Source organism: Streptomyces sp. NPDC050145 (assembly GCF_044460245.1).
GTDB lineage: Bacteria > Actinomycetota > Actinomycetes > Streptomycetales > Streptomycetaceae > Streptomyces.
The window spans coordinates 229,806-253,214 of sequence record NZ_JBITJS010000002.1; the positions used below are offsets into that span (position 1 = coordinate 229,806).

General features: G+C 68.1%; 21 protein-coding genes and 1 tRNA gene. 12 read left to right on the top strand and 10 right to left on the bottom strand.

Annotation, left to right across the window (positions count from 1 at the left end; translation table 11 throughout):
- The first annotated feature begins 13 nt into the window (after positions 1-13).
- Together trxB and trxA are read left to right on the top strand one after the other, a co-directional pair.
- Positions 14-991, top strand: a complete 978-nt coding sequence (trxB, locus tag ACIBTU_RS04565; RefSeq protein WP_399124405.1) for a thioredoxin-disulfide reductase — start codon at positions 14-16, stop codon at positions 989-991.
- Positions 992-1,040: 49 nt separating this feature from the next.
- A complete protein-coding gene (gene trxA, locus ACIBTU_RS04570) occupies positions 1,041-1,373 on the top strand; it encodes a thioredoxin (RefSeq protein ID WP_399124406.1) in 333 nt (110 codons plus the stop codon).
- An 86-nt stretch (positions 1,374-1,459) separates the two neighbouring features.
- Here the strand turns inward: trxA and ACIBTU_RS04575 are convergent, their stop codons facing one another.
- The 9 genes from ACIBTU_RS04575 to rpmH form a co-directional block, all read right to left on the bottom strand.
- Positions 1,460-2,077 carry a GNAT family N-acetyltransferase gene (locus ACIBTU_RS04575; protein WP_188337961.1) on the bottom strand — a complete coding sequence of 206 codons (618 nt, stop codon included), beginning with the start codon at positions 2,075-2,077 and terminating at the stop codon, positions 1,460-1,462.
- Between the two features lie 303 nt (positions 2,078-2,380).
- Entirely contained in the window at positions 2,381-3,511 is a 1,131-nt protein-coding gene (locus tag ACIBTU_RS04580) for a ParB/RepB/Spo0J family partition protein (RefSeq protein ID WP_399124407.1), read from the bottom strand.
- A complete protein-coding gene (locus ACIBTU_RS04585) occupies positions 3,508-4,584 on the bottom strand; it encodes a ParA family protein (protein WP_399124816.1) in 1,077 nt (358 codons plus the stop codon). The genes ACIBTU_RS04580 and ACIBTU_RS04585 overlap by 4 nt, the downstream gene beginning before the upstream one ends.
- Before the next feature lie 311 nt (positions 4,585-4,895).
- A complete protein-coding gene (gene rsmG, locus ACIBTU_RS04590; RefSeq protein WP_399124408.1) occupies positions 4,896-5,612 on the bottom strand; it encodes a 16S rRNA (guanine(527)-N(7))-methyltransferase RsmG in 717 nt (238 codons plus the stop codon).
- A 106-nt stretch (positions 5,613-5,718) separates the two neighbouring features.
- The gene (locus ACIBTU_RS04595) at positions 5,719-6,225 is read right to left on the bottom strand and encodes a protein jag (RefSeq protein WP_399124409.1); all 507 of its coding nucleotides are present in this window, start codon (positions 6,223-6,225) and stop codon (positions 5,719-5,721) included.
- A gap of 27 nt (positions 6,226-6,252) precedes the next feature.
- Complete coding sequence (yidC, locus tag ACIBTU_RS04600; protein WP_399124410.1) at positions 6,253-7,557, bottom strand: membrane protein insertase YidC; 1,305 nt, start codon at positions 7,555-7,557, stop codon at positions 6,253-6,255.
- Between the two features lie 8 nt (positions 7,558-7,565).
- Positions 7,566-7,916 (bottom strand): membrane protein insertion efficiency factor YidD, encoded by a 351-nt coding sequence (gene yidD / locus ACIBTU_RS04605; protein ID WP_399124411.1) that lies wholly within the window; start codon positions 7,914-7,916, stop codon positions 7,566-7,568.
- Complete coding sequence (gene rnpA, locus ACIBTU_RS04610) at positions 7,913-8,284, bottom strand: ribonuclease P protein component (protein WP_188337967.1); 372 nt, start codon at positions 8,282-8,284, stop codon at positions 7,913-7,915. Before rnpA ends, yidD begins: the two co-directional genes overlap by 4 nt.
- 20 nt (positions 8,285-8,304) lie before the next feature.
- Complete coding sequence (rpmH, locus tag ACIBTU_RS04615) at positions 8,305-8,442, bottom strand: 50S ribosomal protein L34 (protein WP_006381191.1); 138 nt, start codon at positions 8,440-8,442, stop codon at positions 8,305-8,307.
- Between the two features lie 384 nt (positions 8,443-8,826).
- Here rpmH and dnaA point away from each other — a divergent pair, with 384 nt between their 5' ends.
- The 9 genes from dnaA to ACIBTU_RS04660 all read left to right on the top strand — a co-directional run bounded on the left by dnaA (position 8,827) and on the right by ACIBTU_RS04660 (position 21,818).
- Positions 8,827-10,932 (top strand): chromosomal replication initiator protein DnaA, encoded by a 2,106-nt coding sequence (gene dnaA / locus ACIBTU_RS04620; protein WP_399124412.1) that lies wholly within the window; start codon positions 8,827-8,829, stop codon positions 10,930-10,932.
- A 1,007-nt stretch (positions 10,933-11,939) separates the two neighbouring features.
- Positions 11,940-13,070 carry a DNA polymerase III subunit beta gene (dnaN, locus tag ACIBTU_RS04625; RefSeq protein ID WP_188337969.1) on the top strand — a complete coding sequence of 377 codons (1,131 nt, stop codon included), beginning with the start codon at positions 11,940-11,942 and terminating at the stop codon, positions 13,068-13,070.
- A gap of 167 nt (positions 13,071-13,237) precedes the next feature.
- Positions 13,238-14,113: a phosphogluconate dehydrogenase (NAD(+)-dependent, decarboxylating) gene (gene gnd, locus ACIBTU_RS04630; protein ID WP_399124413.1), complete on the top strand. Its 876-nt coding sequence runs from the start codon at positions 13,238-13,240 to the stop codon at positions 14,111-14,113.
- A 126-nt stretch (positions 14,114-14,239) separates the two neighbouring features.
- Positions 14,240-15,364: a DNA replication/repair protein RecF gene (gene recF, locus ACIBTU_RS04635; protein WP_399124414.1), complete on the top strand. Its 1,125-nt coding sequence runs from the start codon at positions 14,240-14,242 to the stop codon at positions 15,362-15,364.
- Positions 15,361-15,918, top strand: coding sequence for a DUF721 domain-containing protein (locus ACIBTU_RS04640; RefSeq protein WP_399124415.1), 558 nt, complete (start codon positions 15,361-15,363; stop codon positions 15,916-15,918). The genes recF and ACIBTU_RS04640 overlap by 4 nt, the downstream gene beginning before the upstream one ends.
- A 274-nt stretch (positions 15,919-16,192) precedes the next feature.
- Positions 16,193-18,271 carry a DNA topoisomerase (ATP-hydrolyzing) subunit B gene (gyrB, locus tag ACIBTU_RS04645; protein WP_399124416.1) on the top strand — a complete coding sequence of 693 codons (2,079 nt, stop codon included), beginning with the start codon at positions 16,193-16,195 and terminating at the stop codon, positions 18,269-18,271.
- Between the two features lie 42 nt (positions 18,272-18,313).
- Positions 18,314-20,935 (top strand): DNA gyrase subunit A, encoded by a 2,622-nt coding sequence (gene gyrA, locus ACIBTU_RS04650; protein WP_399124417.1) that lies wholly within the window; start codon positions 18,314-18,316, stop codon positions 20,933-20,935.
- Between the two features lie 18 nt (positions 20,936-20,953).
- Positions 20,954-21,622 carry a DUF3566 domain-containing protein gene (locus tag ACIBTU_RS04655; RefSeq protein ID WP_399124418.1) on the top strand — a complete coding sequence of 223 codons (669 nt, stop codon included), beginning with the start codon at positions 20,954-20,956 and terminating at the stop codon, positions 21,620-21,622.
- 122 nt (positions 21,623-21,744) lie between these two features.
- Positions 21,745-21,818 (top strand) — tRNA-Ile (locus ACIBTU_RS04660).
- A 695-nt stretch (positions 21,819-22,513) separates the two neighbouring features.
- Here ACIBTU_RS04660 and ACIBTU_RS04665 read toward each other — a convergent pair.
- Positions 22,514-22,852 carry a DUF6344 domain-containing protein gene (locus ACIBTU_RS04665; RefSeq protein ID WP_399124419.1) on the bottom strand — a complete coding sequence of 113 codons (339 nt, stop codon included), beginning with the start codon at positions 22,850-22,852 and terminating at the stop codon, positions 22,514-22,516.
- A 325-nt stretch (positions 22,853-23,177) separates the two neighbouring features.
- On the opposite strand from ACIBTU_RS04665, the gene ACIBTU_RS04670 reads away from it, so the two are divergent.
- Positions 23,178-23,306 (top strand): DLW-39 family protein, encoded by a 129-nt coding sequence (locus tag ACIBTU_RS04670; protein WP_003999697.1) that lies wholly within the window; start codon positions 23,178-23,180, stop codon positions 23,304-23,306.
- The last annotated feature ends 103 nt before the right edge of the window (positions 23,307-23,409 follow it).

Consider the following 23,409-nt stretch of genomic DNA (forward strand, 5'->3'; position numbering starts at 1 on the left):
GAGGAATCCAGCCGTGAGCGACGTCCGTAACGTGATCATCATCGGCTCCGGGCCCGCCGGCTACACGGCGGCGCTCTACACCGCGCGCGCGTCGCTGAAGCCGCTTGTGTTCGAAGGCGCCGTCACCGCCGGTGGCGCGCTCATGAACACGACCGAGGTGGAGAACTTCCCGGGCTTCCAGGAAGGCATCATGGGCCCCGAGCTCATGGACAACATGCGCGGCCAGGCCGAGCGCTTCGGCGCCGAGCTCGTCCCGGACGATGTCGTGGCCGTCGACCTCACCGGTGAGATCAAGACCGTGACGGACACCGCCGGCACCGTGCACCGCGCGAAGGCCGTCATCGTCACCACCGGTTCCCAGCACCGCAAGCTCGGTCTGCCCAACGAGGACGCCCTCTCCGGCCGTGGCGTCTCCTGGTGCGCGACCTGTGACGGCTTCTTCTTCAAGGACCAGGACATCGCCGTGATCGGTGGTGGCGACACCGCGATGGAGGAGGCGACCTTCCTCTCGCGCTTCGCCAAGTCCGTGACGATCGTGCACCGCCGCGACACCCTGCGCGCCTCCAAGGCCATGCAGGAGCGTGCCTTCGCCGACCCGAAGATCAAGTTCGTGTGGGACAGCGAGGTCGCCGCGGTCAAGGGCGACCCGAAGCTCGAGGGCCTCACGCTGCGCAACCTGAAGACGGGCGAGACCTCCGAGCTGCCCGTCACGGGTCTGTTCATCGCGATCGGCCACGACCCGCGCACCGAGCTCTTCAAGGGCCAGCTCGAACTCGACGACGAGGGCTACCTGAAGGTCGAGGCTCCCTCGACGCGCACCAACCTGACGGGTGTCTTCGGCGCCGGTGACGTCGTGGACCACACCTACCGCCAGGCGATCACGGCGGCCGGCACGGGCTGCTCCGCCGCCCTCGACGCCGAGCGCTTCCTCGCCGCGCTCGCCGACGGCGAGGCCACCGAGCCCGAGCAGACCCAGACCGCGAACGTCTGACCCCAGAACTCCCCTCCCGCATTCCCCCCGAGAAAAAGAGGAGCCAGCTGTGGCCGGCAACCTGAAGAACGTGACGGACGACTCCTTCGACGAGGACGTCCTCAAGAGCGGCAAGCCCGTCCTGGTGGACTTCTGGGCCGCGTGGTGCGGTCCGTGCCGCCAGATCGCGCCGTCGCTCGAGGCCATCGCGGCTGAGTACGGCGACAAGATCGAGATCGTCAAGCTCAACATCGACGAGAACCCCGGCACGGCCGCCAAGTACGGCGTCATGTCGATCCCGACCCTGAACGTGTACCAGGGTGGCGAGGTCGCCAAGACCATCGTCGGTGCCAAGCCGAAGGCCGCCATCGTGCGTGACCTCGAGGAGTTCATCGCCGAGTAAGGCGACGCGCCGCCGTTTGTGGTCGGCAGCCGATGTTTCACGTGAAACACGAAGGGACCAGCCCTGCGGGCTGGTCCCTTCGGCGTTCACAGGGGGCGCAGCGCCGGCTCTTTCTGCACTGCCCCGAGCAGGCGGTCCAGCGCCATCTCGACGTCTTCCTTCCAGGAGAGCGTCGTGCGCAGTTCCAACCGGAGTCGTGGATACGAGGGATGGGGCCTCACCGTCTTGAAGCCGACTGCGAGCAGATGGTCCGCCGGGAGGAGACAGGCGGGTTCCTTCCACCGCGCGTCGCCGAATGCCTCGATGGCCTTGAAGCCGCGGCGCAGCAGATCCTTGGCGACGGTCTGCACCATGACTCTGCCCAGTCCCTGGCCCTGGTGGCTCGGCGCGATCCAGCCGGTCATCAACTGGACGGCGTCCGGGGACACGGGGCTTGTCGGGAACGCCGTGGAGCGCGGCACGTAGGCGGGCGGGGCGTAGAGCACGTAGCCGACCGGGTTGTCGTCTACGTAGACCACGCGGCCGCAGGAGCCCCACTCGAGGAGAACCGCGGAGATCCAGGCTTCCTTCTCCAGCCCCGGGGTACCGGCTTTTACCGCTGCCTCGCCGCTGACGGGGTCCAGTTCCCAGAAGACGCACGAGCGACAGCGCTTGGGAAGGTCCGGAAGGTTGTCCAGCGTGAGCGGTAAGAGGCGACGCCCCATGAAGACAGTTCCTCGCTTTCCTCTCCCGCCGCGGCCCGGGCGGCGGTCAGAGTGCTCCGTTCCCTGAGCAGACCGCCGACGAAACCGCCGACAGCTCCCAGGCCGAGACCTGCGGTCACCAGTCCGCTGCGACTCACCGATCGCATGACCACTGCTTCCCCTAAGAGGTGCTACCGGATGGCTCCGTCCTTCCCCGTCGCATCGTAACCACGATGAGATTCCACCGATACCGTAAGAAAGCAAAGAGCGGGCCGTGTTCCGGTACACACCGGACACGGCCCGCCTTGTCGAGCGAGGGGTGACTCAGGCCTCGTCGTCGGCCTCCGCCGTCTCCGGCAGGCCGTTCTGCAGCACCGGACCCTCGCCCGGAGCCAGCGTGCCGAGAATGCGGCCGAGATCCTCCATCGAGGCGAACTCGACGACGATCTTGCCCTTCTTCTGGCCCAGGTCGACCTTCACGCGCGTCTCGAAGCGGTCCGACAGCCGCGTCGCCAGCTGGTTCAGCGCCGGGGAGACCCGGGCCCCGGCCCGGGGCCCCTTGGCCCGCGCCGTGCTCTTGGAGTGCGAGCCCATCAGGGTCACGATCTCCTCGACGGCCCGCACCGAGAGTCCCTCGGCGACGATGCGCAGGGCGAGGCGATCCTGCTCCTCGGAGTCCTCCACCGCCAGCAGGGCACGGGCGTGTCCGGCGGACAGCACGCCCGCGGCCACGCGCTTCTGCACGGCCGGCGACAGCTTCAGCAGCCGCAGCGTGTTGGAGACCTGAGGACGCGAGCGGCCGATGCGGTCGGCCAACTGGTCGTGCGTGCAGTTGAAGTCGGTGAGCAGTTGCTCGTACGCCTTCGCCTCTTCGAGCGGGTTCAGCTGGGCCCGGTGGAGGTTCTCCAGGAGCGCGTCGAGCAGAAGCTTCTCGTCGTCGGTGGCCCGGACGATCGCCGGGATCCGCTCCAGCCCCGCCTCGTGGCTGGCCCGCCAGCGCCGCTCGCCCATGATGAGCTCGAAGCGCTCGGGGCCGACCTGCCGTACGACGACCGGCTGCAGCAGGCCGACTTCCTTGATGGAGGTCACGAGCTCCGCCAGAGCCTCGTCGTCGAACACCTCGCGCGGTTGTCGCGGGTTCGGGGTGATCGCGTCGAGCGGCAGCTCGGCGAAGTACGCCACCTCGGACGCCTCGGCGCCGGCGGCCGGAGCGCTCGGCGCCACGGGCTCTTCCGTTTCACGTGAAACAGTGGTCTGCTCACGCGAAACGGCTGCCTGAGGGAGCGAGGCCAGCTTCGCCGCCGCGACACCGCGCTCCGGTGTCAGCGTCGGCAGCGGGCTGGTGGACGTCGAGACGCCGCCCGCCGGGCCTGCGGACACCGAGTCCTCAGGGGTGGGAGCCGCCGGAATCAGGGCTTTGAGGCCTCGGCCCAGTCCCCTCCGCTGTCCGCTCATTGAATACCCTCCGGCGTGCTCTGCTGGTCAAGTTGCGTGCCCGAGTGGGCCTGCTGGGCGTCGTAGTGGATCCCCACCCCGCGCAGCGCCATCTCTCGCGCCGCTTCGAGGTACGAGAGTGCACCGCTCGACCCTGGATCGTAGGTCAGCACGGTCTGGCCGTAGCTAGGAGCCTCCGAGATGCGGACCGAGCGCGGGATGCTCGTACGCAGAACCTCTTTGCCGAAGTGGGTACGGACCTCTTCGGCGACCTGAGAGGCCAGCCGGGTGCGTCCGTCGTACATCGTGAGGAGGATCGTGGAGACGTGCAGGTTCGGGTTGAGGTGCCCGCGCACGAGGTCCACATTGCGCAGCAGCTGCCCCAGGCCCTCCAGCGCGTAGTACTCGCACTGGATCGGGATCAGCACTTCGGCCCCCGCGACCAGAGCGTTGACCGTCAGCAGACCCAGCGAGGGCGGGCAGTCGATCAGGACGTAGTCGAGAGGCTGCTCGTACGCCTGGATGGCCCGCTGCAGCCGGCTCTCGCGTGCCACCAGCGAGACCAGCTCGATCTCGGCACCGGCGAGGTCGATCGTCGCCGGTGCGCAGAAGAGGCCTTCGACGTCGGAGACGGGCTGGACCACTTCCGCGAGCGGCCTGCTGTCGACCAGGACGTCGTAGATGGAGGGGACTTCGGCGTGGTGGTCGATGCCGAGTGCCGTGGAGGCGTTGCCCTGAGGGTCCAAGTCGATCACCAGGACGCGGGCGCCGTGCAGCGCGAGCGAAGCGGCGAGATTGACGGTCGTCGTGGTCTTGCCGACGCCGCCCTTCTGATTGGCCACCACCATGACGCGGGTCTGCTCGGGACGTGGCAGGCCCTCGCCCGCGCGACCGAGAGCTTCCACTGCCAGTTGGGCAGCGCGACCGATGGGTGTGTCGTCCATCGGGGGCGGTGTTTCACGTGAAACATCCTCCCCCGCCGACTCGGTACGGGGACCGGGGACCGGATCGGTCATCGGTCCCGCGATGTTGGCGTCGGACCGCAAGGATTCACTCTCCTCGACTTCAGGCTCGCAATGAACAGAGCCTCCCATGCCTTCGGGGTCGAGAACCAGCGAGGCCCTGTCTTCTGTGGATGAAACCCCTTCTGTGGACAACTCCATGCCCTTGGCGAGGGATCCCAGAGGTTTTCGGTCGCGAGGGGTGGCCGCAGCGCGACCGCGACTGATGATGCCCTGCAGCAGTGAGCGACGTTTCACGTGAAACACGATGCACCGCAGGCCGATGCCACCCGGCGCGACACCCCGAAATACGTACGGGGGACAGCTTTTGTGGAGTACCGCTGTTCGTCAGAGTGGATCAGCGGTACTCGTCCACAGGCCGCCCGGTACAGGCGGCCGGCAGCTCAGCGCCTGCGGCGGGCACGACCCGTGCGGGCGGCCTTGGCGCGCTTGGCGGCGAAGCGCACACCGCCGGGGCTCTCGCCGACCTCGACGCGGACCACGGTGGACAGCGGGTCGACGACTCCCTCGCCCACCTGGAGGACCGAGGTCGCCACCGCGCCCAGCTTGCTCAGAGCGGCACCTGCGCCCTTGATCTCTTCCTCGGCGGTGTCGCCCTTGAGAGCCAGCATCTCTCCGTACGGACGCAGCAGGGGAACGCCCCAGGCCGCGAGACGGTCCAGCGGTGCGACGGCTCGTGCGGTGACGACGTGCACGGGCGTCAGCTTGCCGAGGACCTCTTCGGCGCGGCCGCGCACCACGGTGACGTGGTCGAGCCCGAGCAGCTCGACGACCTCGGTGAGGAAGTTCGTCCGCCGTAGCAGCGGCTCGAGCAGTGTGATCTTGAGGTCGGGGCGGACCAGGGCCAACGGGATGCCCGGCAGGCCGGCGCCCGAACCGACGTCGCACACCGTGACGCCCTCGGGGACGACCTCGGAGAGCACCGCACAGTTCAGGATGTGCCGCTCCCACAGCCTCGGCACCTCGCGCGGGCCGATGAGGCCGCGCTGCACTCCCGCGTCGGCGAGGAGTTCCGCGTACCGGACCGCGTCCTGGTAGCGGTCGCCGAAGACCGCCCGGGCCTGCTCCGGAGCCGGGGGGAGTTCTGCTGCCTCCGTCACGGGGACCGTCCTTCCGTACCGCACTACCGCACTGGGTGGCTGACTAACAGGCTGACAAAGATCGGCCCCGCCTGCGAACAGACGGGGCCGGGAAGCGTCGTACCGCTCAGGCGGGAAGCACGACGACGAAGCGCTGCGGCTCCTCGCCCTCGGACTCGCTGCGCAGACCGGCGGCCTTGACCGCGTCGTGCACGACCTTGCGCTCGAACGGAGTCATCGGGTTCATCTTGACGGGCTCGCCGGTGTTCTTCACCTCGGCCGCGGCCTTGGCACCCTGCTCGGTGAGCTCGGCGCGCTTCTGGGCGCGGTAGCCGGCGATGTCCAGCATCAGGCGGCTGCGGTCCCCGGTCTCCCGGTGCACCGCGAGGCGGGTCAGCTCCTGGAGAGCTTCCAGGACCTCACCGTCACGGCCGACCAGCTTCTGCAGGTCGCGGCCGCTGCCGTCACCGACGATGGAGACGGCGGCACGGTCCGCCTCGACATCCATGTCGATGTCACCGTCGAGGTCGGCGATGTCCAGCAGACCCTCGAGGTAGTCCGCGGCGATCTCGCCCTCCTGCTCGAGGCGGGTCAGGGTGTCGCCACCCTCGGGAGAGGTGGTGCCTTCCGTCACTGGAGGGGCTCCTTCTTGGGTCAAGGCTTACTTCTTGGACGAGGACTTGGAGCGCGGCGGCTGGCCCTTGCGCTGGTTGGACTTGGCGCGGCTGCGAGCGTTGGAGGACCCGCCGGCCTGCTTGCCGTCACCGGCCTGCTTGGCCTTGGGGGCGGCGTCCTCGGGCGTGTCCTTCTTCTCCAGCGACGTCTTGGCCGGGGCCGCGTCGTCGGCCTGCGTGGGTCCGGACTGGCGCTGCGACTTCGACTGACGCTTGGGCTGCTGGCGCTTCTGCGGGCCGGCGGCCTTGGGGGCACCGTCCTCGTCCAGAACCGCGGTCGCGGCCGTGCTCTTCACCACGGTGCCGTCCGCCTGGGCGGCCAGCTGGGCCTTGGTCAGGCCGTTGATGAACTTGCGCTCGTACTCGTTGCGGTCGCGGCCCTTGGCAACGATGGCCTTGACGATCGTCTTCTCGCGCTTGGTCCGCGTGGCGCTGTGCGTGACGACATGCTTCTGCAGACCCTCGAGCATCTTGGCCTGGGCCTTGCTGCCCGGGGTGGGGTTCCGGTTGATCACGTACATCTGCTGACCCATGGTCCAGACGTTGGTGGTCAGCCAGTAGACGAGCACACCCACGGGGAAGTTGATGCCCATGAACAGGAAGATCAGGGGGAAGACGTACATCAGCATCTTCTGCTGCTGCATGAACGGCGTCTTCACCGTCAGGTCGACGTTCTTGGTCATCAGCTGGCGCTGCGTGTAGAACTGCGACGCCGACATCAGAACGATCATGACGGCGGTGACGACCCGCACGTCCGTCAGCGAGGAGCCGCCCATCTTGGCGATGGCCTCGGCGCTGTCCGTGAACTTCGCGGCGAGCGGGGCACCGAAGATGTGGGCCTTCTGCGCGCTGTCGAGCAGCGACTGCGTGATGACGCCGACCTTCTTGCCGTCGGCGATGCCCGAGAGCGTGTGGTACAGCGCGAAGAAGAACGGCGACTGCACGAGGATGGGAAGGCACGAGGAGAGCGGGTTGGTACCCGTCTCCTTGTACAGCTTCATCATCTCTTCGGACTGACGCTGCTTGTCGTTCTTGTAGCGCTCCTGGATCGCCTTCATCTGCGGCTGGAGCAGCTGCATGTTCCGCGTGGCCTTGATCTGCTTCACGAAGAGCGGGATCAGGCAGATGCGGATCAGCACCACCAGGAAGACGATCGACAGGCCCCAGGCCAGGCCGGAGTCAGGCCCGAAGATGGCCCCGAAGACCTTGTGGAACTGGACGATGACCCAGGACACCGGGTAGGTGAGAAACGCGAAGACGCCGGAAATCGCGTTGACGATATCGGAAATCATGTCCCTGATCAGGCTCCTTGGGCATGGGGCGGGGTCGCTGTGGACGGGGTGTCCTGGGCAGGCTGTCTGTCGCCGTCAACGACGGGGGCCGCTTTCTTGTCCCCGCGCAAGGCGTTGCGGAGCATCTCGTGCCAGCGCGGACGCTTGCGCGGTGGAACGTGGTCGACACCGCCGGACGACCACGGATTGCACCGAAGGATGCGCCAGGCGGTGAGGGCTGTTCCCTTGATCGCACCGTGCCGGTCGATGGCCGTGAAGCCGTAGTGGGAACACGACGGGTAGTACTTGCACACCGGACCGAGAAGCGGACTGATCGTCCACTGATAGATCTTGATCAAGGCGAGCAGTGGGTACTTCATCGCGCGCCCCCTCCCAGGAGCCGCTGGAGTGCAGCGTCCAGGTCTCGGGCCAGCTGTGCGTGGGTGGCGTCGCCCGCTCCGGGCAACGCGCGTACGACTACCAGGCTACCTGGGGGCAACGAAGCCACTCGGTCGCGCATGAGGTGCCGAAGTCTGCGCTTCACCGCGTTCCGTACGACGGCTCCACCTACTGCCTTGCTCACGACGAAACCCGCACGCGGCGGGGAAACGCTCTCCCCAGGCGCGTGCGGGTCCGTTGAACCGCTGCGTAGATGGACGACGAGAAGCGGGCGTCCAGCCCGACGTCCTCGACGTACCGCGGTCGCGAAGTCTTCGCGCCGCCTCAGCCGATACTCGGTAGGCAGCACGTCATGACCTGATTACGAGATCAGGCGGACAGGCTGGCGCGACCCTTGCCACGACGGTTGGCGAGAATCGCACGACCGGCGCGGGTCCGCATGCGAAGGCGGAAACCGTGGGTCTTGGCGCGACGACGGTTGTTCGGCTGGAAGGTGCGCTTGCTCACTCGGGGGCTCCAGAAGAAATCGGGTGGTGGCGGGACATCGCCTGGCTGTCACCGTGCGCCCACGAGAAGCTCGCAATACGCCCGAGTGCACCGCTACACGTACCGCAACAGTTCTCGGTTCGTGACCTTGCCCATCGGAGGCAGGCGGCAGCAGCCATCGACAACTCGACCTGGTTACGGTACGCGCGGCTACGCCATCCGGTCAAACCGACAGCGCGTGAGGGACACTGTCCACAGGCTGGGGACAACAACTTGAACCGCAACGGTCGCGCTGACTACCGTGGCCGGACCCCGATTCGTTCCCTTCCCCCCACCCCACCCGATTTTCTTCCCGATCCGTCCCGAGAACCACACGTTCGTGGGACCAGCGAGAGAGCGTGCCCTGTGGCTGACGTACCTGCCGATCTTGCCGCAGTGTGGCCACGAGTTCTGGAGCAACTCCTCGGGGAAGGCCGCGGGCAGGGCGTCGAGACGAAGGACGAACACTGGATCCGGCGCTGCCAGCCCTTGGCGCTCGTCGCCGACACGGCGCTGCTGGCCGTCCCCAATGAATTCGCCAAGGGCGTACTCGAGGGCCGGCTCGCCCCGGTCGTCAGCGAGACCCTGAGCCGCGAGTGCGGCCGCCCCATCCGGATCGCGATCACCGTCGACGACTCCGTGGGCGAGGCCCCCGCACCGGCCGCCCCCCAGCCCCAGCAGCACCGCTACGAGGACACCGAGCCGCCGGCCGCCCCGGGGCAGGGCCACGATCCGTACGAGCAGCGCGACAGCCGCGACAGCCGCGAGAGCTACGAGGGCGGGTACGAGCGGCGCGGCATGGACGAGCACGGGCCGGGCGGCCGCGGCGAGCAGGCGGCTCCCCAGGCACCTCAGCCACCCCGCGAGGACCCGCTGCCCACCGCGCGTCCCGCCTACCCCGACTACCAGCGCCCGCAGCCGGGCGCCTGGCCGCGCCCCCAGCAGGACGAGTACAGCTGGCAGCAGCAGCGGCTCGGCTTCCCCGAGCGCGACCCGTACGCGACGCCTCCGCAGCAGCCGCAGCACGACTACCGCCAGCAGGAGCGCCCGCCCTACGAGCAGCAGGGCTACGAGCCGGAGCGCGGCGGCGGCCGGTACGGCCAGCAGCCCGAACCCACCTCGTACGAGGAACGCCCCTCCTATGAAGAGCGGCCCTCCTACGAGGACCGCGGACCCTACGAAGAGCGCGCTTCTTATGAGGAGCGCTCTTCTTACGACGGGCCGCACTCCTCCAGGTCCTCGCACGGGTCGCACGATCGGCCGCAGCGGCGGGAGCCGGGAGAGACCTCGTCGATGGGCGGCGGCCGGCACGCGCAGGACACCGGGCGCCACGCCCAGGACGGTGGTCCGAGCGGACCCGGCGGCGGCCGCGGTCTGCCCAGTGGCGCCCCGAGCCCGCTGGCCGCGCAGCCCGCGCCGGCCGCGGGTCCCGGGGAGCCGACCGCGCGCCTGAACCCCAAGTACCTCTTCGACACGTTCGTGATCGGCGCGTCGAACCGTTTCGCCCACGCCGCCGCGGTCGCCGTGGCCGAGGCGCCGGCGAAGGCCTACAACCCCCTCTTCATCTACGGGGAGTCGGGCCTCGGCAAGACGCACCTTCTGCATGCCATCGGGCACTACGCCCGTAGCCTCTATCCCGGCACGCGCGTGCGGTACGTGAGCTCCGAGGAGTTCACCAACGAGTTCATCAACTCGATCCGTGACGGCAAGGGCGACTCCTTCCGCAAGCGGTACCGCGAGATGGACATCCTCCTGGTCGACGACATCCAGTTCCTCGCGGACAAGGAGTCGACGCAGGAGGAGTTCTTCCACACCTTCAACACGCTCCACAACGCCAACAAGCAGATCGTGCTCTCCAGCGACCGGCCGCCCAAGCAGCTGGTGACCCTGGAGGACCGGCTGCGCAACCGGTTCGAGTGGGGCCTCATCACGGACGTCCAGCCGCCCGAGCTGGAGACGCGTATCGCGATCCTCCGCAAGAAGGCGGTGCAGGAGCAGCTCAACGCGCCTCCGGAGGTGCTCGAGTTCATCGCGTCGCGGATCTCGCGCAACATCCGTGAGCTGGAAGGGGCGTTGATCCGGGTCACGGCGTTCGCCTCGCTGAACCGGCAGCCGGTGGATCTCGGGCTCACCGAGATCGTCCTCAAGGACCTGATCCCCGGCGGCGAGGACTCGGCCCCGGAAATCACGGCCTCGGCGATCATGGCGGCGACCGCGGACTACTTCGGTCTGACCGTCGAGGACCTGTGCGGGTCCTCTCGCAGCCGCGTCCTGGTGACGGCCCGGCAGATCGCCATGTACCTGTGCCGTGAGCTCACCGACCTCTCGCTGCCGAAGATCGGCGCGCAGTTCGGCGGCCGCGACCACACGACCGTGATGCACGCGGACCGCAAGATCCGCGCGCTGATGGCCGAGCGGCGCTCCATCTACAACCAGGTCACCGAGCTCACGAACCGCATCAAGAACGGCTGACGGCTCTCGACCAGCCCCACCAGGACCCACCAGGGCGCTCCGGAACGACTCCGGGGCGCCCTTTTCATGCCTCCGTCAGCACCCTCCGCCAGCTCTGCCGCGCCCCTCCTCCGGCCCTCCGCCGCCCCTCTTCAGCCCCTTTTTCGTGCCTCCGGCGGGGTCCACACGCCTCTTCGGCGCCGGCGACGCCGCCGTCCACAGCCCGCCGGTGTTCGATTACCGGCCTGGTTACGGGAGTTCTCCACAGATCTGCCGGGTTTTTGCGATCCACACCCTGGGGACCGCAAAGTTGTCCAGATCCCATCCACAGGCTGGACTGGTGACAGATCATCAGCCCAGGTCAGGTGGCTGTGGATTCGTGGACAAAAGATTTCCACAGGCTGTGGACAGAGTTTTCCTCCACAGACTGTGCATTTCGTTGTCCACCGCCGACCCACAGGATGACAGCGGTTGTGCACAGCGATCAGGCGCTTCTCCACACGGCTGTCCACTGTTCGGCAACCCGACGCGCCTAGTCACCAGGGCGAGTGAAAGGCGTCACATCGATCGCCCTTGTCACCCTGTGGGGAACCCGCCCGAAGCTGGGGACGACTCTGGGGAGAAGTGGCCCCTGCCTGTGCATCACGTGTGCAGAACTTTTCGCTGTCCACAGAGAGGGCGGGTTGTCCACCGGCTCCGCCCACAGGGTCGGTGGACAAAAAACCGGGCCTGACCTGCGTAAAGGCAGTTATCCACGGTTTCCACAGCCCCTACTACTACTCCCAACTAGAGAGAGCTGGGAATCCGTTTCGAAGTGGGGGCTGTGCACAACTTGCCGCCGGGACCCCGACCGCGCCTCGACGCGACTTGACCGAGGCGGGCAACGACTGTCAGCGCGGTGCGTCAGACTGGTCCCCGGTGTTCTCCCCAGCTGTGGGCCGAGCGACACCACGTCTGCCGACGCAGACCGCAGACCGATGACGAACGCAGGGCGAGAGCAGCCAGGCAACAGCAGGAGGCGGCTTACGGTGAAGATCCGGGTGGAACGCGACGTACTCGCGGAGGCGGTGGCCTGGGCGGCGCGCAGCCTCCCGGCACGACCGCCTGCGCCCGTCCTCGCGGGCCTTCTGCTGAAGGCCGAGGAGGGCGCACTCAGCCTGTCGAGCTTCGACTACGAGGTCTCGGCACGCGTCTCTGTGGACGCGGAGGTCGACGAGGAAGGCACGGTGCTCGTCTCCGGCCGCCTCCTCGCGGACATCTGCCGCGCCCTTCCCAACCGTCCGGTGGAGATCTCCACAGACGGTGTACGAGCGACCGTGGTCTGTGGGTCCTCGCGATTCACACTCCACACCCTCCCTGTGGAGGAGTACCCGGCGCTGCCGCAGATGCCGACCGCGACGGGCACCGTCCCGGGCGAGATCTTCGCCGCCGCCGCCCAGCAGGTGGCCATCGCCGCCGGCCGCGACGACACGCTGCCCGTCCTCACCGGTGTGCGCATCGAGATCGAGGGCGACACGGTGACCCTGGCGTCCACCGACCGCTACCGCTTCGCGGTCCGCGAGTTCCTGTGGAAGCCGGAGGACCCGGAGGCGTCCGCGGTCGCCCTGGTGCCCGCCAAGACGCTCCTGGACACCGCCAAGGCGCTGACGAGCGGTGACACGGTCACGCTCGCGCTGTCGGGCTCCGGCGCCGGTGAGGGCCTGATCGGCTTCGAGGGCGCCGGCCGTCGCACAACAACCCGTCTGCTCGAGGGCGACCTGCCGAAGTACCGCACGCTGTTCCCGACGGAGTTCAACTCCGTGGCCGTCATCGAGACCGCCCCCTTCGAGGAGGCCGTCAAGCGCGTGGCCCTCGTCGCCGAGCGGAACACCCCGGTGCGGCTCAGCTTCGAGCAGGGCGTGCTCATCCTGGAGGCCGGCTCCAGCGACGACGCACAGGCTGTGGAGCGTCTCGACGCGCAGCTGGAGGGCGACGACATCTCGATCGCCTTCAACCCGCAGTTCCTGCTGGACGGCCTGAAGGAGATCAACTCCCCGGTCGCCCAGCTGTCCTTCACGACGTCCACCAAGCCCGCGCTGCTCAGCGGCAAGCCGGCCGTGGACGCCGAGGCGGACGACGCGTACAAGTACCTGATCATGCCGGTGCGGCTGTCGGGCTGAGACGGCTGAGCGGAGGTGGCCGCCGGGTTCGCCCGCGCGGCTACGTCCACAGGTGTGCACGAGGGTCCGGGTTTAGGCTCGGACCCGGTACGAGCCCCGCGCCACGCGTGCGTGCTCGTACCGTGCGCACCACCTCTCGCCCCGTCGCAACGTAAGGATCACCACTGATGGAGCTCGGTCTCGTCGGCCTCGGCAAGATGGGCGGCAACATGCGCGAGCGCATCCGCCGCGCAGGCCACACCGTCATCGGCTACGACCGCAACCCCGACCTCGCGGACGTCCACAGCCTCGAGGAGCTCGTGGGCCGTCTCCAGGGGCCCCGCGTGGTGTGGGTGATGGTCCCGGCCGGTGCCGCGACCCAGTCCACCATCGACGAGCTCGGCGAGCTCCTGCAGCCCGGCGACGTCGTCGTCGACGGTGGGAACTCGCGCTGGACGGACGACGAGAAGCACGCCGAGGAGCTGGCGGCCAAGGGCATCGGCTTCGTCGACTGCGGCGTCTCCGGCGGCGTCTGGGGCCTGGAGAACGGCTACGCGCTCATGTACGGCGGCTCCGGCGAGGACGTCGCGAAGGTCCAGCCGGTCTTCGACGCCCTGAAGCCGGAGGGCGAGTTCGGCTCGGTGCACGCGGGCAAGGTCGGCGCCGGCCACTTCGCCAAGATGGTCCACAACGGCATCGAGTACGCCATGATGCAGGCCTACGCCGAGGGCTGGGAGCTCCTGGAGGCCGTGGACTCGGTGACCGACGTGCGCGAGGTCTTCCGCTCCTGGCAGGAGGGCACGGTCATCCGTTCCTGGCTGCTCGACCTGGCGGTCAACGCCCTCGACGAGGACGAGCACCTCGACAAGCTGCGCGGCTACGCACAGGACTCCGGCGAGGGCCGCTGGACCGTGGAAGCCGCCATCGACAACGCGGTGCCGCTGCCCGCGATCACCGCGTCCCTCTTCGCGCGCTTCGCCTCGCGCCAGGAGGACTCGCCGCAGATGAAGATGATCGCGGCGCTGCGCAATCAGTTCGGTGGCCACGCCGTCGAGAAGAAGTAGTCCACACAAGCCGTAGTCCACAGCTGTAGACCGGTGCGGCGGTGATCCACAGGTGTGGATCACCGCGCCCGAAGCACCTGCAGTAACCGCAGTACCGAGCACGTTGGGGGAGGTCGGCCCACGACCATGCACGTCACGCATCTGTCGCTGGCCGACTTCCGCTCGTACGTTCGGGCCGAGGTGGCGCTCGAACCGGGCGTCACCGCCTTCGTGGGGCCCAACGGACAGGGCAAGACGAACCTGGTCGAGGCCGTCGGCTACCTCGCCAACCTCGGCAGCCACCGTGTCTCCTCCGACGCCCCGCTCGTCCGCATGGGCGCCGAGCGCGCCGTCATCCGGGCCCAGGTGCGCCAGGGCGAGCGCCAGCAGCTCATCGAGCTGGAGCTGAACCCGGGCAAGGCCAATCGCGCCCGTATCAACAGGTCCTCGCAGGTCAGGCCGCGTGACGTGCTCGGCATCGTGCGCACCGTGCTGTTCGCGCCCGAGGACCTCGCGCTCGTCAAGGGCGACCCCGGCGAGCGGCGCCGCTTCCTGGACGAGCTGATCACGGCCCGCTCCCCCCGTATGGCCGGGGTGCGCTCCGACTACGACCGCGTCCTCAAGCAGCGCAACACGCTCCTGAAGTCCGCCGCCCTCGCCCGCCGGCACGGTGGCCGCACCATGGACCTGTCCACGCTCGACGTGTGGGACCAGCACCTCGCGCGCGCGGGCGCGGAGCTGCTCGCCCAGCGCCTCGACCTGATCGCGACGCTGGAGCCGCTGGCCGACAAGGCCTACGAGCAGCTGGCCCCCGGTGGCGGCCCGCTCGCCCTGGAGTACAAGCCGTCCTCGCCCGAGCTCGTCGGCCACGCGCGCGAGGAGCTCTACGAGCAGCTCCTCGCCGCCCTGGAAGGCGCCCGCAAGCAGGAGATCGAGCGCGGGGTGACCCTGGTGGGCCCGCACCGCGACGAGCTGCTCCTCAAGCTCGGCAGGCTGCCCGCGAAGGGCTACGCGAGTCACGGCGAGTCCTGGTCGTACGCGCTGGCGCTGCGCCTGGCCTCGTACGACCTGCTGCGGGCGGAGGGGAACGAGCCGGTGCTCGTCCTCGACGACGTGTTCGCGGAGCTCGACGCGCGCCGCAGGGAGCGTCTCGCGGAGCTCGTGGCGCCCGGCGAGCAGGTCCTGGTGACGGCCGCCGTCGACGACGACGTGCCGGACGTGCTGGCCGGCACCCGGTACGCGGTGTCCGAGGGGACCGTGGAGCGGCTGTGAGCGATCAGAAGTCCGGCCCGGAGAAATCCGGCCCCGAGTCGAAGCCGGCGCCGGAGCCGTCCGGTGTCGACCTCGCGCGCGTCGCCCTGCGCGCCGCGAAAGAGGCCGCACGCGCGCGTGGAGCCTCCGCGCAGCAGAAGAAGCAGGTCCGTCGCGGCGGCGGCCTGCGTTCCGGGGCGCGGGCCGACGGCCGCGACCCGATGGGCCTCGGCGCGGCCATCAACCGGCTGATCACCGAGCGCGGCTGGGAGACGCCGGCCGCGGTGGGCGGCGTCATGGGGCGCTGGCCGCAGATCGTCGGCGACGACCTCGCCAAGCACTGTGTGCCGCAGAAGTACGACGAGGACGAGTGCGTCCTGGTCGTGCAGTGCGATTCGACGGCCTGGGCGACGCAGGTCCGCATGCTGGCTCCGCAGCTGGTCAGACGGCTGAACGAGGATCTCGGCCACGGCACCGTGCGCCGTATCGACATCAAGAACCCCGGCTCCGGGCCCCGTCGCTACGGCCCTTTGCGCGCCCCTGGAAGCACCGGTCACGACGACACCTACGGGTGACAGGTCGGCCACGGTTGCTGGGGGTTGACACCCCGAAGCGCTGAGTGCCGCTGTGAGCCTCTTGGAGCCCCGCTCCGCATAGGGGGAGTCGGCCGAGACCGGTTGAGGGCGGCACATGCGGACTCAGGTACCGGCAAACCCCCATCACTGTCAGTGCTACCGGTACACTGGAGAGCAATCCCGCCCCACTTGTGGGACGCACCGAGCAACGCTGACAGGGCTTACCGAACAAACACGCCGCAGCCGCTCCGGCCACCAACCGGGAGCTTGGCTTGTGCTGTGCCAGAAAGGGCGCTTCGTGGCCGATTCCGGCAACCCCAACGAGAACATCCCGACCACCGACGATGACGCGCGCGCGAGCGTAGGAGCGACAGACGGCTCCTACGACGCGAGCGCGATCACCGTCCTCGAAGGGCTGGACGCGGTCCGCAAGCGACCTGGCATGTACATCGGCTCGACCGGTGAGCGTGGCCTGCACCACATGGTGCAGGAGGTCGTGGACAACTCCGTCGACGAGGCGCTGGCCGGTCACGCGGACACGATCGACGTCACGATCCTTCCCGACGGCGGCGTCCGCGTCATCGACAACGGCCGCGGCATCCCCGTCGGCATCATCCCCTCCGAGGGGAAGCCGGCCGTCGAGGTCGTCCTGACCGTCCTGCACGCGGGCGGAAAGTTCGGCGGCGGCGGCTACGCCGTCTCCGGTGGTCTGCACGGAGTCGGTGTCTCCGTGGTCAACGCGCTGTCCACGCGCGTATCCGTCGAGATCAAGACCGACGGCCACCGCTGGACGCAGGACTACAAGATGGGCGCCCCGACGGCGGCTCTCGCCCAGCACGAGGCCACCGACGAGACCGGCACCTCGGTCACGTTCTGGGCCGACGGCGACATCTTCGAGACCACCGAGTACTCCTTCGAGACGCTGTCGCGGCGCTTCCAGGAGATGGCCTTCCTCAACAAGGGCCTGACGATCAAGCTCACGGACGAGCGCGAGTCCGCCAAGGCCACGGCCGGCGCGGACGCCAAGGAGGCGACGGACGACACCGCCTTCGAGCCGCGCACGGTGACGTACCACTACGAAGGCGGCATCGTCGACTTCGTGAAGTACCTCAACTCCCGCAAGGGCGAGGTCGTTCACCCCTCCGTGATCGACATCGAGGCCGAGGACAAGGAAAAGCTCCTGTCCGTCGAGGTCGCGATGCAGTGGAACAGCAGCTACAGCGAGGGCGTCTACTCCTTCGCGAACACGATCCACACGCACGAGGGCGGTACCCACGAAGAGGGCTTCCGCTCCGCGCTGACCGCGCTCATCAACAAGTACGCGCGCGAGAAGAAGCTGCTCCGCGAGAAGGACGACAACCTCACGGGTGACGACATCCGCGAGGGTCTGACCGCGATCATCTCCGTCAAGCTCGGCGAGCCGCAGTTCGAGGGCCAGACGAAGACCAAACTGGGCAACACCGAGGCGAAGACGTTCGTCCAGAAGGTCGTCCACGAGCACCTGAACGACTGGCTCGACCGGAACCCGAACGAGGCCGCGGACATCATCCGCAAGTCGATCCAGGCGGCCACCGCGCGCGTGGCGGCCCGCAAGGCGCGCGACCTGACCCGCCGCAAGGGTCTGCTCGAGTCCGCCTCGCTGCCCGGCAAGCTCTCCGACTGCCAGTCGAACGACCCCACCAAGTGCGAGATCTTCATCGTCGAGGGTGACTCCGCCGGCGGCTCGGCCAAGTCCGGCCGCAACCCGCAGTACCAGGCCATCCTGCCCATCCGAGGCAAGATCCTGAACGTCGAGAAGGCGCGGATCGACAAGATCCTGCAGAACCAGGAGATCCAGGCGCTGATCTCGGCCTTCGGCACCGGAGTCCACGAGGACTTCGACATCGAGAAGCTGCGCTATCACAAGATCATCCTGATGGCGGACGCCGACGTCGACGGCCAGCACATCAACACGCTGCTGCTGACGTTCCTGTTCCGCTTCATGCGCCCGCTGGTCGAGGCCGGTCACGTCTTCCTGTCGCGTCCGCCGCTCTACAAGATCAAGTGGGGCCGGGACGACTTCGAGTACGCGTACTCGGACCGCGAGCGCGACGCGCTGATCGAACTGGGCAAGCAGGCCGGCAAGCGCATCCGTGACGACTCGGTCCAGCGCTTCAAGGGTCTCGGTGAGATGAACGCCGAGGAGCTGCGCATCACGACCATGGACCAGGAGCACCGCGTCCTCGGCCAGGTCACCCTCGACGACGCCGCCCAGGCCGACGACCTGTTCTCGGTCCTCATGGGTGAGGACGTCGAGGCACGCCGCTCGTTCATCCAGCGCAACGCCAAGGACGTCCGCTTCCTCGACATCTGAGTCGGTCTCAGCTGACCGCCGCAGAAAGGATCTTCACCAGCAATGGCCGACGAGAACACTCCCAGCACCCCTGAAGAGGGCGCGGGCGAGATCACGATGCGCATCGAGCCCGTCGGGCTCGAGACGGAGATGCAGCGCTCCTACCTCGACTACGCGATGTCCGTCATCGTGTCCCGAGCGCTGCCCGACGTACGTGACGGCCTCAAGCCCGTCCACCGTCGCGTCCTGTACGCCATGTACGACGGCGGCTACCGGCCCGAGAAGGGCTTCTACAAGTGCGCCCGCGTCGTCGGTGACGTCATGGGCAACTACCATCCCCACGGCGACTCCTCGATCTACGACGCCCTGGTGCGCCTCGCCCAGCCGTGGTCGATGCGCATGCCGCTGGTCGACTCCAACGGAAACTTCGGCTCTCCGGGCAACGACCCGGCTGCCGCCATGCGCTACACCGAGTGCAAGATGGCGCCGCTGTCCATGGAGATGGTCCGGGACATCGACGAGGAGACCGTCGACTTCACGGACAACTACGACGGCCGCTCCCAGGAGCCGACCGTCCTGCCGGCCCGCTTCCCGAACCTGCTGATCAACGGCTCCGCCGGCATCGCGGTCGGCATGGCGACCAACATCCCGCCGCACAACCTGCGCGAGGTCGCCGCCGGCGCCCAGTGGTACCTGGAGAACCCGGAGGCCTCGCACGAGGAGCTCCTGGACGCCCTCATCGAGCGCATCAAGGGCCCGGACTTCCCGACCGGCGCCCTCGTGGTGGGCCGCAAGGGCATCGAGGAGGCGTACCGCACGGGCCGTGGCTCCATCACGATGCGCGCGGTCGTCGCCGTCGAGGAGATCCAGAACCGCCAGTGCCTGGTGGTCACCGAGCTGCCCTACCAGGTCAACCCGGACAACCTCGCCCAGAAGATCGCCGACCTCGTCAAGGACGGCAAGATCGGCGGCATCGCCGACGTCCGCGACGAGACGAGCTCCCGTACGGGCCAGCGCCTGGTCATCGTCCTGAAGCGGGACGCGGTCGCCAAGGTCGTGCTGAACAACCTGTACAAGCACACCGACCTCCAGACGAACTTCGGCGCCAACATGCTGGCGCTCGTCGACGGCGTGCCGCGCACCCTCTCCCTGGACGCGTTCATCCGCCACTGGGTGACGCACCAGGTCGAGGTCATCGTCCGCCGGACGAAGTTCCGGCTGCGCAAGGCCGAGGAGCGCGCACACATCCTGCGCGGCCTTCTGAAGGCCCTGGACGCCATCGACGAGGTCATCGCCCTCATCCGGCGCAGCGACACCGTGGACGTGGCGCGAGGGGGCCTCATGAGCCTCCTGGAGATCGACGAGATCCAGGCCAACGCCATCCTCGAGATGCAGCTGCGCCGACTGGCCGCTCTGGAGCGTCAGAAGATCGTCCAGGAGCACGACGAGCTCCAGGCGAAGATCAACGAGTACAACGCGATCCTGGCCTCGCCCGAGCGGCAGCGCCAGATCATCAGCGAAGAGCTGCAGCAGATCGTCGACAAGTTCGGCGACGACCGCCGCACCAAGCTGGTGCCCTTCGAAGGCGACATGTCCATCGAGGACCTCATCGCCGAGGAAGACATCGTCGTCACGATCTCGCGCGGCGGCTACGTCAAGCGCACCAAGACCGACGACTACCGCTCCCAGAAGCGCGGCGGCAAGGGCGTGCGCGGCACGAAGCTCAAGGAAGACGACATCGTCGACCACTTCTTCGTGTCCACGACGCACCACTGGCTGCTCTTCTTCACCAACAAGGGGCGCGTCTACCGCGCGAAGGCCTACGAGCTGCCCGACGCCGGCCGTGACGCACGCGGCCAGCACGTGGCGAACCTGCTGGCCTTCCAGCCGGACGAGGCCATCGCCGAGATCCTCGCGATCCGCGACTACGACGCGGCGCCGTACCTGGTCCTCGCGACCAAGGCCGGCCTCGTCAAGAAGACGTCACTGAAGGACTACGACTCGCCCCGCTCCGGCGGTGTCATCGCGATCAACCTCCGCGAGGCCGCGGACGGTTCGGACGACGAGCTGATCGGCGCCGAGCTCGTCTCGGGCGAGGACGACCTGCTGCTCATCAGCAAGAAGGCGCAGTCCATCCGGTTCACCGCGACGGACGACGCGCTGCGCCCGATGGGCCGTGCGACCTCGGGCGTGAAGGGCATGAGTTTCCGCGAGGGCGACGAGCTGCTCTCGATGAATGTCGTCCGGCCGGGTACGTTCGTCTTCACCGCCACCGACGGTGGGTACGCGAAGCGGACCAACGTCGACGAATACCGCGTCCAGGGTCGCGGTGGCCTCGGAATCAAGGCCGCCAAGATCGTGGAGGACCGTGGTTCCCTCGTCGGCGCCCTGGTGGTCGAGGAGACCGACGAGATCCTCGCCATCACGCTGTCCGGCGGTGTGATTCGTACGCGAGTCAACGAGGTCAGGGAGACGGGCCGTGACACCATGGGCGTCCAGCTGATCAACCTGGGCAAGCGCGATGCCGTCGTCGGCATCGCACGTAATGCCGAGGCCGGTCGCGAGGCCGAGGAAGTCGACGGCGACATCCCGCAGGACGCGGACGATGTCGTGACCGACGAATCGACCCCGGACGAGACGGCCTCCGGAACGGCGGACGAGGGCGGGCAGTCCTCGGCCGAGTAGCGCGAGGAGTGAGTCATCGTGAGCGGAGCCACGGGCGCGGGCTCTACCGGGACATCCACCGGTACGGAAACCGAGGGCGGCTGTGGCTCCGCTCATGATGCGAAAGACTCGCCCGAGTCTCATGGATCCCAGGGGGGAACTGTGACGGACACCCGAGGTCCGCAGACCCAGAATTACGCGGACGGCGGCGGCGCCCTGCCCGGGGAGCGTCAGCAGCCCCAGCAGGCCGGCCAGCCGTACCACCCGCCGCAGGCGTACCAGAACGCGCCTACGGGGGCCGTGCGCCGCCCGCGCACCGGCGCCCGTACGACGCCGCGTACGCGCAAGGCGCGGCTGCGCGTCGCCAAGGCCGACCCGTGGTCGGTGATGAAGGTCAGCTTCCTGCTCTCCATCGCGCTCGGCATCTGCACGATCATCGCGGCCGCGGTGCTGTGGATGGTCATGGACGCCATGGGCGTCTTCTCGACGGTCGGCGGCACGATCTCCGAGGCCACGGGCTCCAACGAGTCCAACGGCTTCGACCTGCAGTCGTTCCTGTCGCTCCCGCGCGTGCTGATGTTCACGACGGTCATCGCGGTCATCGACGTCGTCCTGGCGACGGCGCTCGCGACGCTCGGCGCGTTCATCTACAACCTCTCCGCCGGCTTCGTCGGCGGTATCGAGCTCACGCTCGCCGAGGACGAGTGAGCGCGGTTCACGCGTTCGCGTAGCCGCTGGTGGGCGGGCCGGGACTATCGATTTTGGGACTGGCCCCCCTGTGCGCTAATCTTCAGGAGTCAGCGCGCGGGACACACACCGCAGAGCGCGGCGGGGCTATAGCTCAGTTGGTTAGAGCGCATCCCTGATAAGGATGAGGCCACAGGTTCAAATCCTGTTAGCCCCACAGTACGAGGACCCTCAAGCGGAAACGCTTGGGGGTCTTTTGCTGTTCGGGCACGGGCGTCGGCCGTACCCGTCCGGGCATGCGGAAGGGGCCCTCTCAGCCGGGAGTGATGGCTGGGGCCTCGTCTGTGCGCTGCTCTGCTCTTCGATTGTGGGGTCTGGCTTGATGCCTGACACCTGATGCCTGACTGCCCGGCCCGGGGGCCTGAGTGCGGCACCGTCCGTCTTTCGGCCGTACAGGGGCAGGTTGTGTGTGGCGGGCACGCGCGTACGAGCGCTCTGGGCGCTCTGGGCGCTCTGGGCGCTCTGGGTGCTCTGGCTGTTCTGTGCGCGGCCTTGCGGGCCCGTTCCCGGTGGAGCGTGGGCATGGGGCCGTGCTGCCTCGCCGCCGCGGGGTGTGCCGGCGGGGTTCTGCGTCTTCTCTTTGTGGATTCTGCGGACTCTTCTGAGCCTGCGGTGCTGCGGTACAGCGTCGCTGCGAGTGCTGTGACTGCTGAGGGTGCTGCGTGTAGTTCGCTACGTCGTTCTTTCGTTACTGCTGGTCGTGCTGGTCGTGCTGGCACTGCTGGTCTTGCTGCGCTTGCTTGTTACTGCGGGTCGTGCTGTTCCTGCGCGTCTTGCGGGTCGTGCTTTTCTGCACTGGTGCTGCTGTTCGTTCTGGTCCTGCTGTGTGCCTTGTGCCTTGTGCCTTCTGGGCTACGGCGCCGGGGGCAGGTCCGGCGTGGCCAGTTCGGCTTCCGCGGCGCGCTGGTCGATGTCGGCCGGCGGACGGTGGCGGCAGCTGGGGGCGGAACCGTGGGCCTCGGCGCGGATGCGCTGCTTCATCGTCGGTGGCAGTGACCTCTTGAAGGCCCAGAAGGGAGCCGACGCGGCCGCGGGAGCGGGGTCGGCCTGCGGCGCCGGAGCCTGAACCTCCTCCGACTGCTGGACGGGAACGGCCGCGGCGGCCGGGGAGACGAGACCGAGCGCCGAGAAGAGCGCGATGAAGGCAGAGATGACGATGGTCCACAGCGTCATGACCTTGTTCTTGGTCATGGCCCCTCACTTTCAGGTTGGGCGATTTGCGTACTTTCCCAATGATGTGTACGCGGGGTCCGGAGTGCGGGACCGACGCCCGTGGCGCGTCGATCTTCAGATGAACACCACTCGGATGGGTGCAAGTGACCTGATCTGGCCGCATTTGAGACGGATTTACCGACCTGGGAGTGATCGACGGGCGATTCGCGGAGCTGTGGACTCCGGATCTACTGCTGTGATCGGGGCGGGAGTTGATGCTCATGCAGGTCACCGATCGGTATCGGTCGGTGTGTATAGTCGGGCGCCAGAGGTCCCCTTAGTCAAGGAAAGACGAGGTCGCACGGTGAAGAAGCTTCTCCTGGTCGCACTGGCCGCCATCGGCGGGCTCCTCGTGTACCGCCAGATCCAGGCGGATCGCGCCGAGCAGGACCTGTGGACGGAGGCGACTGACTCCGTGCCTACGGGTTCGTGAGTCTTCGACAACAGACTCTTCACAGGCCCCGGTCGCAGCAGCGGCCGGGGCTTTGTGTTGCCCGGAGGGGGTTCGTCCCGTGTTGCGGGCCTCGCGCGGCGGC